This is a genomic window from Ferviditalea candida, from assembly GCF_035282765.1.
GTDB classification, from domain to species: Bacteria; Bacillota; Bacilli; order Paenibacillales; family KCTC-25726; genus Ferviditalea; species Ferviditalea candida.
The window spans coordinates 1-16,281 of the sequence record NZ_JAYJLD010000003.1 but is presented as its reverse complement, the minus strand read 5'-3'; the positions used below and the strand labels follow the sequence as shown (position 1 = coordinate 16,281).

The window sequence follows — 16,281 nt, the reverse complement described above, 5'->3', positions numbered from 1 at the left end:
TCATTCTTGTGTAAGCCAATTATAGATAGGCCTTGGAAGACTGTCAATCAAGACAGCGCTGCCACAAACATAAAAAAGCACACGTAATTCTAAAAAAAACACACCCAAGCAATATGACTAAAGATTATAATTATTAAGAAAAATCAGTAAATAAGTAACAATTTCCTAATATAATTTTTGCGAGATTTACGAAGAAAAATTAAGTTGGAGGGAGTTTTATATGTTAAGTAAAGAAGATAATGAACTGATAACCCGAGTCGGCCCTGGGACACCGATGGGGAATCTGATGCGTCATTATTGGGTTCCGGCAATGTTGTCGTCCGAATTGCCAAAGCCTGATTGCGATCCTGTACGGGTGATGCTGCTCGGTGAGAAACTGATCGGATTTCGTGATAGTACAGGCAAAGTCGGTTTAATCCAAAATCACTGTCCGCACCGCGGGGCGAGCCTGTTCTTTGGACGGAACGAGGAATGCGGCCTGCGATGTGTGTACCATGGGTGGAAATTTGATGTTGATGGCAATTGTGTTGACATGCCGAATGAGCCGGATGAGAGCGATTTCAAGCAAAAATTGAAGGCGCTGACCTATCCTTGCGTAGAACGTGGAGGCATCGTCTGGACGTATATGGGACCAAGGAAGACACCGCCGCCGTTGTCGGACATTGAGGTGAATCAACTGCCCGAGGACGAATATGAAATCTTCCCAAGCCTGTGTGAATCCAATTGGCTGCAATCGATCGAGGGAGAAATCGATACGAGCCACGCAGGGTACCTGCATTTCGGAGGTATTTTCCCTGAGGAAGTTGAAGAAGGCACGTTTTTGCATTACTCGGTAAAGGATCGTGCGCCGCGGTATTCCGTGGTGGATACGGAGTACGGCGTGATGTACGGCGCATACCGCCCTGCCCAACCGGGTTATCAGTATTGGCGGATCGCAAACTTCATGTTCCCATTTATCACGCAGACACCGGAGGGGGTCTTGGGAAAAAGTCTGATCACCAACTTTTGGGTGCCTATGGACGATTACCATACGATGGCCTACATCATCGTCAAGAAGCCAAAGGACGGAACCGTGCGCTTGCCAATTCAAGGCACTTCGGACAAATACCCGCCCATTGCGGCCCCCTTGCTGCCGAATACGACAGATTGGTTCGGGCGCTTCCGTTCGGTCTATAATGCCGCCAATGATTATGGAATCGATCGTGAGCGGCAGCGAAACTATGACTATACCGGCATTGAATATCTGCCTATACAGGATCGGGCTATGCAGGAAAGCATGGGAGCCATCTACGACCGCACACAGGAGCATCTGGCAGTTTCGGATGTTATGGTGATCCGCGTACGCCGACGGCTGATTGCGGCCGCACGGGCACTTGCCGAAAAGCAGGTTATCCCGCCCGGAGTAGACAATCCTGAAGTATACCGCTCCCGTTCGGGAGGAATAATTCTACCGGAAGGAGCCGATTGGATCGCGGCGACGAAGGACCTTCGTGAAAAATCGGGAGTGTTGTCGGAGGAAAGTCGATGCGATTAGAAGATTACTTGGCAGTTCCGTACATATTGGAGATCTGGTCAGTTAAGCGGCCGGACGGAATATGGGTTCGCCATGCCGAATATCCCGAGCTTCCAGGCTGTGCCGTCGAAGCGATTTCTACGATGGAAGTGATTGAAAAAGCCGAAGAGGCACGCATCGAGTATATCCACACGCGGGTGTCCCGCGGTGAACAGCTTCCCGTTCCACGGCCGCCGCTGCGATCATAAAATTCGGAATCTTAAAAAATTAAGGAGGCATATTGCGGTGATCCCTTCATTCTTCATCTCGCACAGTACTCCGCGCATGTCGATCGAGGTCAATGAGTACACACAATTTCTGCAGCAGTTGTCTCAAACATTGCCGCGTCCGAAAGCCATTATTCTATTCTCCGCTCACTGGGAGTCAAACCTCCAACAAGTGAGTGAAGTTCTGGAGTATCCCGTGATTTATGATTTTTACGGATTTCCGGATGAAATGTATCAAATCCGGTACCCGGCAAAAGGGGATATACCTATTGCCCAAGAGATTGAGGGATTGCTTGACAAATATGGGGTGAGTTATGAAGTTGAAACAACACGCGGTTTGGACCATGGGGCTTGGGTGATCCTGCGGTTGCTGTATCCGAATGCGGATATTCCCGTCATTTCAATGTCAGTGAATCCTCAGCTTGCCCCCAAAGAACAATATGCAATCGGAAAAGCTCTTTCGGCGCTGCGGACAAACGACATTTTCATTATCGGGAGCGGGGTTACGGTTCATAATGGGCGTGCTTTGAAAAGACATGAAAAAACGGGCCAGGCTGATGAATGGGCTCTTGAGTTCGATGATTGGCTCGCGCATCACTTGAAAAATTGGGATGTGGATTCGCTATTCAATTATGAGCGTTTGGCGCCATCGGTGCAACTTGCGGTACCCGTATACGGCAACGAGCATTTTATACCGCTCTTTTACGCGATGGGAGCTGCTGATGATGTAAAGAAAGCAACCTTATTGCATCGCAGTTATAGATGGGGCAACCTGAGTCAAAGTGTGTGGCAATTTGGATAATCACGCAAAATCGTCATGAAGGTTCGAGGGGAAATTCCCAGTGAAAACGGAGGGGTAAGATGCCTATTCTAAGAACCGAGAAACTTGGCAAGTCGTTTAAGGCCTTGCAAGTTCTTCAGGATGTGTCTTTAGAAATTCAAGAAAGTGAGCGTCATGTCATTATTGGCCCCAATGGAGCGGGAAAAACGACTCTCTTTAACTGCATTACAGGATTTCTGCCAATAACAAGCGGGAGGATTTATTTAAAACAACGGGATATTACATCGCTTGAGGCGAATGAACGTGTGAAGCTGGGGATGGCAAGAACGTTTCAGAAAAACAATTTGTTTTGGAATTTAAGCTTGGAGCAAAATATTTTGTTAGCGCTTACAGCCGGAAAATCTTATCGAAATAAAATGATTAAACTGTTATCAAGCTATACGGAGCTTCAAGAACAAAAGGAAGAGCTGCTCACCCATTGGGATTTATGGAACCAAAGACATCGTGCAGTGAACGAATTATCGTACGGAGAGCAAAGAGTGCTTGAAGTCGCGCTTGCACTTGCTTCCAATCCCAAAATTCTTTTGTTGGATGAACCGACATCGGGAATGTCCCCTGCAGAATCGAAGCATGCCACTCAACTCATCCAAAACCTTCCGCGCTCCATGACAATGGTCGTCATTGAACATGATATGGACGTTGTTTTTTCGATTGCCGACCGCATTTCGGTTATGCATCATGGTGAATTGATATTGACTGGAAAACCGGATGAAATCCGGAACAACAGCATGGTTCAAGAAATTTATTTCCGAGGGGGGACATTGAAAAGTGCTGCAGATTGATAATTTACATACCTACTACGGAAATAGCCATGTTCTCCAGGGAGTTTCTTTTTCGATCGAGGAAGGCAAATGTGTGGCTCTACTAGGTCGCAATGGAGTGGGAAAGACGACGACGATTCATTCTATTGCAGGAATTACCCCGCCTAGCAGAGGAAGCACTGTCAAGTTCTATGGTAAAGAAATTGCTCATGCCTCCCCTCACCGAATCGCCAAAGAAGGAATTGGACTTGTGCCGCAGGGCAGACGGATATTTCCTTCCTTGACAATACGGGAAAATCTTACGTTGGCCATGAGAAGGCAGACTCAGAAGCAATTTCCGGTATGGGATTTGGAAAAGGTGTATCAGCTTTTCCCGATTTTGAAAGAAAGAGAGAAGAACATGGGTAACCAATTGTCCGGCGGACAGCAGCAAATGCTGGCTATTGGCCGGGCATTGATGACCAACCCGCTGCTGCTTTTGATGGATGAACCCTCAGAAGGTTTAGCCCCATCCATTGTAGAGTCCGTCGGTGAAATTATCCGTGATTTAAAAAACTCCGGACTTTCTATTTTAATCGTGGAGCAAAATTTTCATTTGGCGTGCAGCATTGCTGATGAAGTCTTGATTATGAATAGAGGTCAAATCGTATGGCATGGTGATCCTAAAGAATTGATCGAAGACAAAGAAATGCAGCATCTCCACTTGGGTGTGTAGGAAAGTGCCCAAAATCCTGATTAAAGCGAGGTGAGAGCAGGATGATTGATAGCGATATTCATCGAATGCTTGATGGATGAAGTCATGGATAAAGTCCGGAATTGTTGGTGTTGGGCAGGTTGTAAATCTCTAAAATATATATCTTAAACATTAGGAGGAAAAATAATGAGCCAAGTTAAAGAATTCTATCAAAAACATCGCAATGCCGCTGCACTATTGTTTCTATCCCTGCTGCTCGTTTTTGTGACGGCATGCGGAAGCAATTCAGGAAATTCATCGGGAGCCGATAGTAACAAACCGATCAAAATTGGTGTGCTTGTTTCGATGAGCGGGCCATTTTCCTCGGGTGGCGAAGGGATTAAAAAGGGGATCGAGCTCTATTTGAAAATGAATGGCAATAAGATCAACAACCGTAACGTAGAAACGGTTTATGAGGATGACGAGAATAACCCTCAGGTCGCTTTGCGAAAGTTTAACAAATTGGTGGACAGCGATCATATCGATGTGCTTCTCGGCGGGATTTCCACCACAGTTGTGAGTGCGATTTCAGACGCCGTCAACCAAAACAAGATTCCTTTCATTATTGTAAATGCAGGGTCTAATGAGATGTCATGGAGTAAAAAAAGCGACTATATTTATAGGGCATCGTTTTCAAATTATCAATACGGTGACGCTGCAGGAACTCTAATTGCACAAAACATAGCCAAGAAAGCATATGTTCTTATGAACGACTATCCAGCCGGACATGAGCAAGCGGATGCTTTTGAAAAGGCCTTCAAGGCAGCGGGGGGCACGGATTTAAAGATGGCGTACCCACCGCTCGGGGCAAGTGATTTCGCTACATACATCACGGAAATTACGAATTATAAGCCGGATGTTGTATACAGCGCATTCGGTGGCAGCGATGGTGTGCGTTTTGCACTGCAGTATGCTTCATTCGGCCTGAAGGGGAAGATTCCATTAGTTTCACAAGTGGCGGATGATCAAATTACATCGCCTGAGATTAAGAATGCGCTTGACAATGAATATGCTTTCACAAGCTATTACAGCCAAATCGACAACGAGGCCAACAAAAGCTTCGTTAAGGCTTATCAGGAGCAGTACAACGAGGCGCCAGCCAACTTTATGGAGCTGGGTTATGAATCAGCACAAATCATAGGGAAATCGATCGAGGAGGCAGGGAGCACGAAGCCTGAGGATTTGATCAAAAAATTGATGAACGTATCGATTGCCAGTCCGCGAGGCAATCACGTGATGGATCCAAATACGCACAACCAGGTTATCGATTTTTATTTGCTGCAATTTAAACTCCAAGGAGAAAAAGTTAACTATGATCTCGTAAAAACGCAAAAAGAAGTAAAAATGCCGGAAAAACCCTAAGATACCCAAAATTTGGTTTGCAGGTGCCCTATCATATCCTGTGGAGGGGTGCCTGCAGAACTTTAAGTTTTTTCTCCGCATCGATGTGGGAGGAACGGGGGAAATAGCTTGGACATATCTTCAATATTGCTTCTGATCCTGACAGGTTTAGCCTACGGTATGCTTTTATTTATCTTTGCCTCGGGCATGTCGATTATTTTTGGCTTAATGAATGTTGTGAACTTGACTCACGGTACTTTTTTCGCGCTTGGCGCTTACATTGCCTATTCCTTTATGAGCCGGCATTATGGATTTTGGACAGCATTGGTGCTCTCTGTGATTGTGATTGCAGCGATTGGTCTGGTCATTGAGCGGTTGATGCTTGCATTTGTGTACGGTTCGCATGATCGGGAAGTGCTTGTGACTTTTGGACTCATGTTTATCGCTGCCGATGTGATGAAGGGGATTTGGGGAGCGGATTCATTAACCCTTGGAGCACCGTCTGCTCTCAATTCCACCATCAATATGGGGGAGGTGATGTTCCCTGCCTATCGGCTGTTTGTTATTTTTGTCGGCATCATCTTGGCTTTCATTCTTTGGTTTATGGAAAATCACACCAAAACCGGCGCCATCATTCGTGCAGGCGTTGACGATCGCGTCATGCTTAGTGCGTTGGGGATCAACGTCAAAGTCGTATTTGCCGGCGTATTTGTGTTTGGTGCGGTTCTTGCCGGTGCCGCCGGTGTGCTGGGAGGGCCGATATTAAGCATCTATAGCGGGATGGATGCGGAGGTGTTGATCATCTCTTTGGTTATTGTCGTAATCGGCGGACTGGGGACCTGGAAAGGAACATTTATCGCCGCACTTCTCGTGGGAATGATCAATACATTTGGACAGATGTATTTCCCTTCCATTTCAATGGCGCTCGTATTCCTCTTCATGATCGTCGTGCTCCTTGTTAAACCAACCGGATTGTTTGGAAAGGAAGTGGGAGCGTGAATAAAAACAAGGTGCTTTCGATTGCAGCGGCAATCGTCATTTTACTGCTTCCCAGTATCCTTTCAACCTATGGCATCAGGCTTGGCGGCGAATTGTTCATCATGTCGATCTTTGCGCTCAGTTTGGGGCTGTTGATGGGATATGCCGGGCTGACTTCATTTGGTCACGCTTCGTTTTTTGGCACAGGTCTGTATGTCGTCGCGATATTGGGCAAGTACATCACCAATACTTACGTGCTTATCTTGGCTGCCATCGTGATTACGGGCTTGCTTGCATGGGTAACCGGACTGCTGTTTGTGCGTGTGCCCGGCTCTTACTTTTTCATGCTGACCCTTGCCTTTAACCAGCTGCTTTATGTATTTTTCTTCAAATTAAAAAGTTTTGGCGGAGCGGATGGGATGGCGATCAATGTGAATCCCGATCTGGGTTTCGGCCCCATTGTGAGTCCTGTCGGGCGCTATTATTTGACGGCGATCGCCTTCATCTTGTGCTTTATCTTCCTGAAATATTTTATTGACTCTCCGACAGGAAGAATTGTCATTGGCGTTAAAGAGAACCAATCGAGGATGAAGGCGCTGGGCTATAATACGCTGTATTATCGGGTGCTTGCCTTCACGATGACGGGCATGATGGCCGGGTTTGCCGGTGCATTGTATGCGTTCTCCAATCGATTTGCAAGTCCGGAAAGCATCAGTTGGATGTTGTCGGGCCAAGTATTGATAATGGTCATTATCGGGGGATCCGGGACGTTGATCGGGCCTCCGATAGGAGCTGCAGTATTTGTCGTCCTGCAGAGTTATATCAGTTCGTATACGGAACGTTGGCCGGTGATCATGGGGGTGTTCTTCCTTGTTCTGGTTTTCCTGAATCGGGGAGGGATAGGCCATATTCTGATCAGGCTGTGGAATCGGGCATTTCCAGACCGTGAGCGGACGGCCGCAAGGAAGTCAGGATTATTGAGAACAACGGATGTGATTGAGGAAGAAACTTGATCTTATACAAGTTAAAAATTATAAACATGGTGGAGGTTATCGTATGCTGACCAAGGAGCAAAATGAACTGTTGACAAGAGTGGAAGGGGATGCCCCGATGGGCAAGATGCTTCGCCAATACTGGCTGCCTGCCTTGCGTTCGGAAGCGCTTGTGGCAGACGGCGATCCGGTTCGCGTGCGCTTATTCGGGCAGAATTTCGTTGCATTTCGCGGCACCGATGGGAAAGCTGCCATTTTTGACGAAGGATGCCCCCATCGCGGCGCTTCCTTGCTGCTTGCCCGTAATGAAGATTGCGCTTTGACGTGCATATTCCACGGCTGGAAATTCGGCAACAATGGCAAGACGGTGGATGTGCCGACCGAGCCTAAAGACCGCCGGGAAGCTTTTGCGAAGAAAGTTCCTTTAAAGAGCTATCCGGTAAAGGAAGCAGGCACAATGGTCTGGGTGTGGCTGGGCGAAGGAGAAGTCCCTGAATTCCCGATGCTTAAATTCAATACCATGCCTGATACTCATGTGCGGGCGTGGGTGGCCTATGTTCAAGTGAACTGGCTGCAGGGCCTTGAAGCAACGGTTGATACGGCTCATGTAGGAGTCCTGCACAAATCGCATATCGGACTTTTGTCGGAGGGGGATGAATTCGAAGATATCGCACCGCGCTACGATATCGATCCCCAGCCGTATGGACTCCGTGCGGCAGCGTTGCGGAGGATGAAGGACGGTTCGGAGTATGTGCGCGTCACAGAATATGTTGCGCCGTGGTACAGCTTTATTCCACAACCGGGCACGCATGCGGTGTGTACCATTTCTACACCGATTGATGATTACAATGTGGGACAGTGGTATATCTCTTTTGATTCAGAGCAACCGCTTTCCGAAGACAAGATTCAATTCTTTGAATCGATGATTGGACCCGATCCGAATAATTTTTACAATCCGAAAGGAACCTTCGAAAACCGTTGGCTTCAGGATCGGGAATTGATGAAGCAGGGGCACTTTTCCGGTGTCCAGGGCATTCCTATCGAAGATTTTATCGTTGAGGAGAGCATGGGCCCGATAGCCGACCGGACAAAAGAGTTCCTGGGTTCGACGGATATCGCGATTGCCCGCATGCGCCGCATGTTTTTGAAATCTCTTGAGGATTTTAAAAACGGCTTGCCGCCTTTTGCGCTGAATATAAAGATTGACTACTCAAAGATCAAAACCAATACCTTTTATGTGCCCAAAAATACCGATTGGCGAGATAAATTTAAAGAAATAGCAATGAAATAAAGAGTTTTTACCTTTACAGCTAGAGGGATTGCAATCGTTGCGGGTTGGGTTTTAAACAAAGCCAACCCGCTTTCATCACTTGAAAGGGGATATTTATACTAATGGGAAACATGTTCAAAGACAAAGTTGTACTCGTAACCGGCTCCGGCCAGGGCGTTGGACGAGCGATTGCACTCGCTTTCGCAGCTGAGGGAGCAAAGGTTGTTACAAACAACCGTAAACCCGGCAGCACCAGATTTCTCACAATGACCGAGGCAGAATACAATGCCCTTTCTCCCGAGAAGAAAAAGGAGTTTGACGACATTACTGCCCGACTGACCGGTGATGCGGAATCCACTGCGAAGACCATACGAGATATGGGCGGTGAGGCACTGCCGATCTACTGCGATATCAGCAAGATGGACGAAGTCGAAAAGATGGTCGATAAGATTATAGAAACCTATGGTACTATCCATATCCTCGTAAACGTTGCCGGCGGCTTCGGCGGCGGCCCGATGGAGAAAATGACCGAACAGCAGTATGACCGCATCAATAACATCAAGCCGAAGGGCTATTTCAATGTCATGAGGTGCGTACTGCCGTATATGTTAAAGCAGCACTACGGACGTATCATCAACAGCACCTCAAAAGCATTTATGGGCGATATCATCAAACACACGGAATACAGCACCGCCAATGCCGGTGTCGTTGGTCTTACACAGGGGGCTGCCTGTGAGTTCTTCCATCAGGGTATCACCGTAAACGCATTTGGCCCATGGGCGAGAACAAGAGCCGCCTATGAAGGAGCTTTCAGCATCCTCGGTGATGAGAGAATGATCCCCGGACAGAGAGCATTCCCAAAAGCTGACGCAACGCCCGATCCCGAGGCTGTTTGCCCGTTTATACTCTACCTTGCCTCCGATCATGCAAAAGATGTTACAGGCACAGTCTTTACCCTTGCCGGAAATGAGATCGGAATGCACCAGTTTCCATCTCCAAGTCTATCTGCAAGCCCGGCAAAGAATATTGGACAATGGACGAGCTGATTTATTCTGCCAACAGAACATTGTTCAGAGGCTATCAGAACATCCTCTTCTATCAGTAAAAAATAACATGTTAGCGCTCCCACAAACATAAAAAAGCACACGTAATTCTAAAAAAAACACACCAAATCAATGGGGCGATTCAGTAAGATTAAATCAAATCACTATATTTGTTCAAGTTGAGAGGAGGTAAATCCATGTCCAAGGGTCTCAGAGATTTTTCATTAGACGTGTTTTCATTGAAGGGCAAGGTTGCGATTGTAACCGGCGGCAATACCAACCTCGGTATGGGATACGCTTATGCCTTTGCCAAGGCCGGCGCAGACCTGTTCATCCCGCACTTTACCGATGACGTATCGGAAGTCAAGCAGCTGATTGAAGAAACCGGACAAAAAGTCCACTTTCTGCAAGGCGATTTGACCAACAATGATTACATTGATGAAGTGGTCCGCAAATGCATGGAAGTCTATGGCAAAATCGATATTTTGGTGAATAACGCCGGCGCCGCCATTTTCGGAGAGTTTCTCGAATACCCGGATAAAGCCTGGGATAAAATCATCGACATCAATCTGAATGCCGTCTATTACATGAGTCATCGCGTCGTGAAGGAGATGGTCAAGCAGGGCTCCGGCAAAATCATCAATATTGCTTCGGCTTTATCATTTACCGCAGATAAGATGTGTCCTCCTTATACGGCCAGCAAGCATGCCGTCGTGGGGGTGACCCGGGTATTTGCCAACGAAGTCGGTCATTACAACATTCAGACGAACGCTCTTGCTCCAGGTTTCTTATACACCGACGTCAACAAAGAAATCACTTCCGACAAAGCTCTTTACGATAAAATCACAAATCGGATCCCCGCCGGCCGGTGGGGCGTCTCTTATGATTTGTTGGGAACTGCGGTGTTCCTGGCGAGCAGCGCTTCCGATTATGTCAACGGGTGGACGATCAGCGTTGACGGAGGATTTACGACAACATTATAAGAAGGGAGTGTTGAGTTTTATGAAAACGGTCGCTGCCGTAAAAATTGGCAGTCTTAAAGATCCCAATGAGGCGACTAGAGGGCGTGTTGCGGTCATCGATTTGCCCGAGCAGGAGATGGGCCCCGAGGATATCAAAATCAAAGTCGCCTATTGCTCCATCTGCGGCTCCGATCCGCATCTGGTGGAAGGGATTTTCGGCTGGGAGCCTCCGTTTGGATTAGGCCATGAAGTTTCCGGCACCATCGTGGCATTGGGCGAGAAGGCTACGAAGAAGGGTTTGAAAATCGGCGACAGGGTGGCCGGAAACTTTCTGAAGTTCTGCGGAACCTGTTATTACTGCCTGAACGGCCAGGAGCAATTTTGCGAGAATTTGCATGAATACAACAGACCTGGCATGTCCGAGTATCTTGTTTGGCACGAATCCCAGGTTTTGAAAATTCCCGATAATCTCAGCCTGAAGGAAGCATGCCTGCTTGAACCGGTGTCGATCGCCGTGCGCATTGTGGACAAATCCAACATGAAGGTCGGCCAAAGGGCGGCGATTTCGGGGGGTGGTCCGATCGGACAGTTGACGCTGCAGCTGATGAAAAAATTTGGAGCCACATCGCTGACCTTGATTGAGCCCATCGCAGATCGGCGTGATTTGGCGAAGGAGTTTGGCGCGGATCATGTGATTGACCCCATGCAGCAGGATGTCCGCAAGGAAATGGAGAAAATCACCGGGGGACGGGGATTTGACGTCGTCATCGAAGCCTCGGGCTCGCCAAAGGCCGCCAACACCGCGCTCGATATTGCCGCAAAGGGAGGCACTGTGCTGTATATCGCGATGTTCCCGAATGATTACGAAATGCCGCTCAATTTATATCGCAAATGCTATGAGAATGAGCTGACCATATCCGGCACCTTTGTTGCGCCGTATGCGTTCCCGCGTGCCATGCAGCTTCTGACCGAGCTCAATTTGAAGCCGTTCACGCAGAAGATTTTTCCGTTGGATCAGGGCATAGAGGCCTTCGAGGCTCACGTGAGCGGAAAATATCCGAAGGTATTGATACAATGCAGCGAGGATCTTGAGTATTAAGATGGACACGATGCTGAGATGAGGAAAGAGGAGGATTCCTATGATAGATACGAAAAATATCGATATGGAATTGGTGAAAAAACTGGAGGACAAGGCTGTCGAGATTCGCAAAAATCTTTGCACCTTTATCTACAGAATCGGCACCGCGGGGCATTTGGGCGGCGAATTGTCGCTGACGGATATGGCTGTAGCTCTTTATTACAAATATATGAATTATGACCCGAAAAATCCGAAATGGGAAGAAAGAGACCGCTTGATACTGAGCAAAGGCCACTGCGCCGAAACGCTCTACACGATTTATGCCGATTTGGGCATGTATACAATGGACTACCTGGTCGACCATTTTGAAACGCTGGAGACGGCAGTATTCAGCATGCATCCGAACCGCAAATATGTTGACGCAATTGAAGCTTCAACCGGATCGCTCGGACATGGCTTGTCTCTCGCAACCGGATTGGCTCTGGGCGCAAGAATGTCCAAGGCGAATTGGAGAACCTTCTGTATCGTTGGCGACGGCGAGCTGCAGGAAGGGTCCAACTGGGAAGCGTTAATGGCCGCGGGCCACTATAAATTGGGGAATCTGGTCGTTATCGTGGATAAGAATGATTTGCAAATGTCGGGTACGACGAGTGAAACGATCTCGATCGATCCGCTGGACGATAAAATGCGGGCTTTCGGCTTTGATGTGATTGAAATCCAGGGCAACGATATGGTTGAAGTATGCGCGGCACTCGATTCGCTACCGCCGGCTGATCCGGTGACTCCGAAGCGGCCGATCTGCATCATTTCCAACACGACCAAAGGCGCAGGCGTATCCTTCATGGAAAATGTCGTCGCTTGGCATGCCGGATCGCTGAACAAAGCGAAATGGGAAGAAGCTCTTGAATCCATTGAAAATAACAGGAGGGTGAGATAAATATGGCGGCTCCGGTTGAAGTCAGTTTGAATTTTGATCAGATCTTATCGTCTGCGAGAGAAGTTTACGGCTCCGAGTTGATGAAAATGGCCGATGAAGGAATGGAATTCGCTTTCGTCTGTTCCGATAATGTCGCTCCGTCCTCGACCGTAGGCAAATTTATGGCCAAATATCCGGATCGCTGCTTTAATGTAGGGATCGCGGAAGCGAATCAAGTCGGTATGTCGGCAGGCTTGGCACTATCCGGGAGAGTTGTTTTTTCCCAAGTTTTCGGACCGTTTTTGCCGCTGAGAGCCGCTGACCAAATCCATGCGGATATTGCGTATAACGATGTTCCTGTCCGCTTGATCGGCACACACGCAGGCGTGACCTCGGGCGGTGGACCGACTCACAATGTCATTGCCGACCTGGCGCTCTACAGAGCCATTCCGAATCTTACGGTCATTTGTCCTGCGGATGCGAATCAGTGCGCGCGCATCGTGAGGAAGTCGATGACGTATCCGGGTCCGATGATTATCCGCATTGCAAGAGGCGCCGAGCCGGACGTTTATGCCGATCAGAATTATGAGTTCGAGATCGGCAAAGCGATCACGATCAAAGAAGGCGGCGATTTGACATTGATCGGCACGGGCAGCGCCGTATATTGGGCGCTTATGGCAGCCAAGGAGCTGGCGCAGGAGGGCATTCAGGCAAAAGTCATCGATATGCACACGATCAAGCCGTTTGATGCGGAAGCGGTGATCAGCGCGGCCAAGGAAACCGGCTGCGTGATTACGGTCGAGGATCACAGCATCAACGGGGGGCTTGGCGCCGCCGTGGCTGAGGTTCTGGCGGAGAACAGCATCGGATGCAAATTCAAACGGATCGGACTTCCCGACAAGTTTGCCATTCTCGGCGAACCGAATGAAGTCTATGAGTATTACGGCATGGCCCCTAAAGGGGTCGCTGAAACGGCAAGAACGGTTTTATCCAAGAAATAAAAGAGGTACTACGCCCTTTTGTATTTGCCAATGTGAACATCCAAACATGCTATCGTCAGCTCCCAACTTTGCAAATAAAAAAATAGTTGAAACAGTTGAATCCGTAAAAAGGGGGACCGGGTAATGACAGTAAGCAAAATAGCAGTTTGAATGCTGCTATTCGTACTGTTGTTCGCAGCAGTATATTTCATGGCTTGGAGGTTTACGGCGTACAGCAGGGCTTTCAAGGCTTGATCAAGGGGCCAATAAACTGATTGAGCTGGGCATCAAAACGATGGCTTTGCCGGGAACGATCGATAATGATATTGCGTTTACGGATAAGACGATCGGTTTTGATACGGCGGTTAGCATTGTTGTCGATGCCGTGAATAAATTAAGGGACACTGTGGATTCGCATCAGCGATCCTTCGTGGTCGAAGTCATGGGCCGGCACTGCGGGGATATTGCCCTGGATGCCGGATTGGCAAGCGGCGCGGAAGCGGTTTTGGTTCCCGAGATTCCATATGATCTTGATGAAATCGCATCGAGGATGAGCAAGAACGCCGAGTTGGATAAATGACACAGCATCATTATTGTGGCGGAAGGCGCGAGCAAAGGGGAACACATTGCGAATGCAATCAAAGAGCGCAATGGAATGGAAGTTCGGGTAACCGTTTTGGGCCATATTCAACGGGGAGGCTCACCGACGCATAATGACCGGATTTTAGCAAGCCGTTTAGGGGATTTTGCGGTTGAAAGGCTGTTGCAAGGCGATTCCGGAAAAGCATGCGGCGTCAACAAATCAGGGGAACTGACAGCAACGGATATTGAGAAAGTGGTCGCTTCGAAAAAATCATTTGATATGGATCTTTATCAATTGATCACGCGCTTGTCAAGCTAACGAAAGTGCCTCCTGAAAATGCGAAGGATTGCCTGAATGGAGGGGGATCATGTCTTATATTGCATCTTTCGATATCGGAACAACCAATGTTAAAGGAATATTGCTATCCAAAGACTTGAGCGTTCAGCATGAAATTTCCCTTCCGCTTCAGGTGAACGAAAAGAATGGGAGAATTGAACAAAACCCTGATGATTGGCTGGAGTCTGTTTATCAGATTGTACAGCAATGGCTGTCGAGCGGTGTTCGGATGAACGATATTCGCCTGATAAGCTTCTGCGGACAAATGCAGGATCTCATTGCTCTTGATTCCGGTCTTTGTCCTGTACGTCCGGCAATCTTATATTCTGACGGCAGGGCCGAAGAGGAAGCGAAAGAAATTATCAATACCGTGGGCCGCAAGCGGATCGAAGAGATTACCGCAAACCCCTTTAATGGGACCCAGCCTCTGGCTAAGCTGCTATGGCTCAAGAAGCATGAACCGGAAAGCTTTAAGCGGATCAAGCATGTATTGATTAGTGCCAAAGACTATGTCATTGCAAAATTGACCCGACAAACCGTCACGGATCCGACTTCTGCCTCCACAGCAGGCTGCATGGACATCCGGACATATGATTGGGATGCTGACCTGATTGAAGATATAGGGCTGAACGAGAATTTGTTTGCGGGAATTGTTGCTGCAGGCGAAGCGGCGGGATTCATTCATGAAGAAGTGGCTTCTGTCAGCGGGCTTCCCGCAGGAACACCGGTTTTATGCGGACTTGGCGATGCCGGAGCGGCGGCGCTCGGAGCCGGAGTCTATTCAGGAAAGCGTACTTCCATTTATTTGGGGACGACCGGATGGGTTGCCAAAGTGTCGGACAAATGCGGCAGTACCGAAACGGGGATGTTCTTTCTGGCGTTTAATCAGCCTGATCTTTATCTGTCAATCGCCCCGATTTTGAATGCAGGGAACGTCTTCTCATGGGCGGCAGAAGTATTCGGTGCCTCAGCTGAAACGCATGCCGATCCGGATTACGCGTTATTTGAGCAGATGCTGCTTGAGGGCTTATCCAAACCCAATCAGCTGTTATTCTTGCCTTACTTGAACGGAGAACGCTGCCCAGTACAGGATATGAAAGCAAGCGGATGCTATGTGGGCATCAAAACCTCGACAACCAAAGAAGATCTGGGGGCTGCCGCACTCGAAGGTGTTGCGATGTCTATCCGGCAGGTTATGGAAGTTTTGATGAAGCTCGAACACGAAAGACCGCGTGAAGTCATCGTAACCGGAGGCGGTGCGAAGAGCAAAGCATGGTGTCAATTGCTATCGGATATGCTGAACGTGAATGTAAAATCCCCCATCCAATCTCCGTATTTGCCGGTGATTGGCGCTGCATTACTGGGATTCGCCAAAGTCGGCTGGGGGGAGCGGCTGCCCGAGCTCGTTGAACGCTTTCTTGAAATGACACCATACGATCTCTTTCAACCTTCTGCAGACAAATCTTCCTATTATCAGGAAAAATACGATGCCTACCGCAAGCTATACCCTGCATTAGCGGCAATATGGAATAAGTAGAAAACCCACACATTTATTGAAATAAAAAAACTAGGAAAGAAGGTAATGTGAAATGTCCAACGAACAAGTGTCTACAGCGGTTGTTGTCCATGCCATCATCGATGGCGAGAGGGTGAGGACCGAAAAGCAATACGCTCGGGAAAATCCGGCA

15 protein-coding genes and 1 pseudogene are annotated in these 16,281 nt (G+C 48.2%); all 16 read left to right on the top strand.

All coding sequences use genetic code 11. The annotated features are described in order from the left end of the window. Window positions 1-220: 220 nt before the first annotated feature. The 16 genes and pseudogenes from VF724_RS02745 (at window position 221) to VF724_RS02670 (ending at window position 16,130) form a co-directional block, all read left to right on the top strand. On the top strand, window positions 221-1,534 hold the full coding sequence (locus VF724_RS02745; RefSeq protein WP_371752687.1) for a Rieske 2Fe-2S domain-containing protein: 1,314 nt from the start codon (window positions 221-223) through the stop codon (window positions 1,532-1,534). After that, window positions 1,525-1,761: a type II toxin-antitoxin system HicB family antitoxin gene (locus tag VF724_RS02740; protein ID WP_371752686.1), complete on the top strand. Its 237-nt coding sequence runs from the start codon at window positions 1,525-1,527 to the stop codon at window positions 1,759-1,761. Before VF724_RS02745 ends, VF724_RS02740 begins: the two co-directional genes overlap by 10 nt. A 37-nt stretch (window positions 1,762-1,798) precedes the next feature. Continuing rightward, window positions 1,799-2,581, top strand: a complete 783-nt coding sequence (locus VF724_RS02735; RefSeq protein WP_371752685.1) for a dioxygenase family protein — start codon at window positions 1,799-1,801, stop codon at window positions 2,579-2,581. A gap of 59 nt (window positions 2,582-2,640) precedes the next feature. Continuing rightward, window positions 2,641-3,402, top strand: a complete 762-nt coding sequence (locus VF724_RS02730; RefSeq protein ID WP_371752684.1) for an ABC transporter ATP-binding protein — start codon at window positions 2,641-2,643, stop codon at window positions 3,400-3,402. Next, window positions 3,389-4,096, top strand: a complete 708-nt coding sequence (locus tag VF724_RS02725; RefSeq protein ID WP_371752683.1) for an ABC transporter ATP-binding protein — start codon at window positions 3,389-3,391, stop codon at window positions 4,094-4,096. Before VF724_RS02730 ends, VF724_RS02725 begins: the two co-directional genes overlap by 14 nt. A gap of 165 nt (window positions 4,097-4,261) precedes the next feature. Next, a complete protein-coding gene (locus VF724_RS02720) occupies window positions 4,262-5,476 on the top strand; it encodes an ABC transporter substrate-binding protein (RefSeq protein ID WP_371752682.1) in 1,215 nt (404 codons plus the stop codon). A 108-nt stretch (window positions 5,477-5,584) separates the two neighbouring features. Next, on the top strand, window positions 5,585-6,454 hold the full coding sequence (locus VF724_RS02715; RefSeq protein ID WP_371752681.1) for a branched-chain amino acid ABC transporter permease: 870 nt from the start codon (window positions 5,585-5,587) through the stop codon (window positions 6,452-6,454). Beyond that, window positions 6,451-7,446, top strand: coding sequence for a branched-chain amino acid ABC transporter permease (locus VF724_RS02710; protein ID WP_371752680.1), 996 nt, complete (start codon window positions 6,451-6,453; stop codon window positions 7,444-7,446). Before VF724_RS02715 ends, VF724_RS02710 begins: the two co-directional genes overlap by 4 nt. Window positions 7,447-7,489: 43 nt before the next feature. Continuing rightward, the gene (locus tag VF724_RS02705) at window positions 7,490-8,716 is read left to right on the top strand and encodes a Rieske 2Fe-2S domain-containing protein (protein WP_371752679.1); all 1,227 of its coding nucleotides are present in this window, start codon (window positions 7,490-7,492) and stop codon (window positions 8,714-8,716) included. Window positions 8,717-8,817: 101 nt separating this feature from the next. Beyond that, a complete protein-coding gene (locus tag VF724_RS02700) occupies window positions 8,818-9,741 on the top strand; it encodes an SDR family NAD(P)-dependent oxidoreductase (RefSeq protein WP_371752678.1) in 924 nt (307 codons plus the stop codon). Window positions 9,742-9,935: 194 nt separating this feature from the next. Then, the gene (locus tag VF724_RS02695; RefSeq protein WP_371752677.1) at window positions 9,936-10,721 is read left to right on the top strand and encodes an SDR family oxidoreductase; all 786 of its coding nucleotides are present in this window, start codon (window positions 9,936-9,938) and stop codon (window positions 10,719-10,721) included. Window positions 10,722-10,740: 19 nt separating this feature from the next. After that, entirely contained in the window at window positions 10,741-11,799 is a 1,059-nt protein-coding gene (locus VF724_RS02690; protein WP_371752676.1) for a zinc-dependent alcohol dehydrogenase, read from the top strand. 40 nt (window positions 11,800-11,839) lie between these two features. After that, window positions 11,840-12,715, top strand: a complete 876-nt coding sequence (locus VF724_RS02685; protein WP_371752675.1) for a transketolase — start codon at window positions 11,840-11,842, stop codon at window positions 12,713-12,715. 2 nt (window positions 12,716-12,717) lie between these two features. After that, window positions 12,718-13,695: a transketolase family protein gene (locus tag VF724_RS02680; protein ID WP_371752674.1), complete on the top strand. Its 978-nt coding sequence runs from the start codon at window positions 12,718-12,720 to the stop codon at window positions 13,693-13,695. 146 nt (window positions 13,696-13,841) lie between these two features. Next, window positions 13,842-14,575 (top strand): annotated as a pseudogene (locus VF724_RS02675) (ATP-dependent 6-phosphofructokinase). A gap of 49 nt (window positions 14,576-14,624) precedes the next feature. Further along, the gene (locus tag VF724_RS02670; RefSeq protein ID WP_371752673.1) at window positions 14,625-16,130 is read left to right on the top strand and encodes a xylulokinase; all 1,506 of its coding nucleotides are present in this window, start codon (window positions 14,625-14,627) and stop codon (window positions 16,128-16,130) included. Window positions 16,131-16,281: the final 151 nt, after the last annotated feature.

Bases quoted from the DNA above. Each gene is read 5' to 3' on its own strand.
- VF724_RS02745 (WP_371752687.1), top strand. From the start codon at position 221: ATGTTAAGTAAAGAAGATAATGAACTGATAACCCGAGTCGGCCCTGGG.
- VF724_RS02740 (WP_371752686.1), top strand. From the start codon at position 1,525: ATGCGATTAGAAGATTACTTGGCAGTTCCGTACATATTGGAGATCTGG.
- VF724_RS02730 (WP_371752684.1), top strand. From the start codon at position 2,641: ATGCCTATTCTAAGAACCGAGAAACTTGGCAAGTCGTTTAAGGCCTTG.
- VF724_RS02720 (WP_371752682.1), top strand. From the start codon at position 4,262: ATGAGCCAAGTTAAAGAATTCTATCAAAAACATCGCAATGCCGCTGCA.
- VF724_RS02705 (WP_371752679.1), top strand. From the start codon at position 7,490: ATGCTGACCAAGGAGCAAAATGAACTGTTGACAAGAGTGGAAGGGGAT.
- VF724_RS02700 (WP_371752678.1), top strand. From the start codon at position 8,818: ATGGGAAACATGTTCAAAGACAAAGTTGTACTCGTAACCGGCTCCGGC.
- VF724_RS02695 (WP_371752677.1), top strand. From the start codon at position 9,936: ATGTCCAAGGGTCTCAGAGATTTTTCATTAGACGTGTTTTCATTGAAG.
- VF724_RS02690 (WP_371752676.1), top strand. From the start codon at position 10,741: ATGAAAACGGTCGCTGCCGTAAAAATTGGCAGTCTTAAAGATCCCAAT.
- VF724_RS02685 (WP_371752675.1), top strand. From the start codon at position 11,840: ATGATAGATACGAAAAATATCGATATGGAATTGGTGAAAAAACTGGAG.
- VF724_RS02680 (WP_371752674.1), top strand. From the start codon at position 12,718: ATGGCGGCTCCGGTTGAAGTCAGTTTGAATTTTGATCAGATCTTATCG.
- VF724_RS02670 (WP_371752673.1), top strand. From the start codon at position 14,625: ATGTCTTATATTGCATCTTTCGATATCGGAACAACCAATGTTAAAGGA.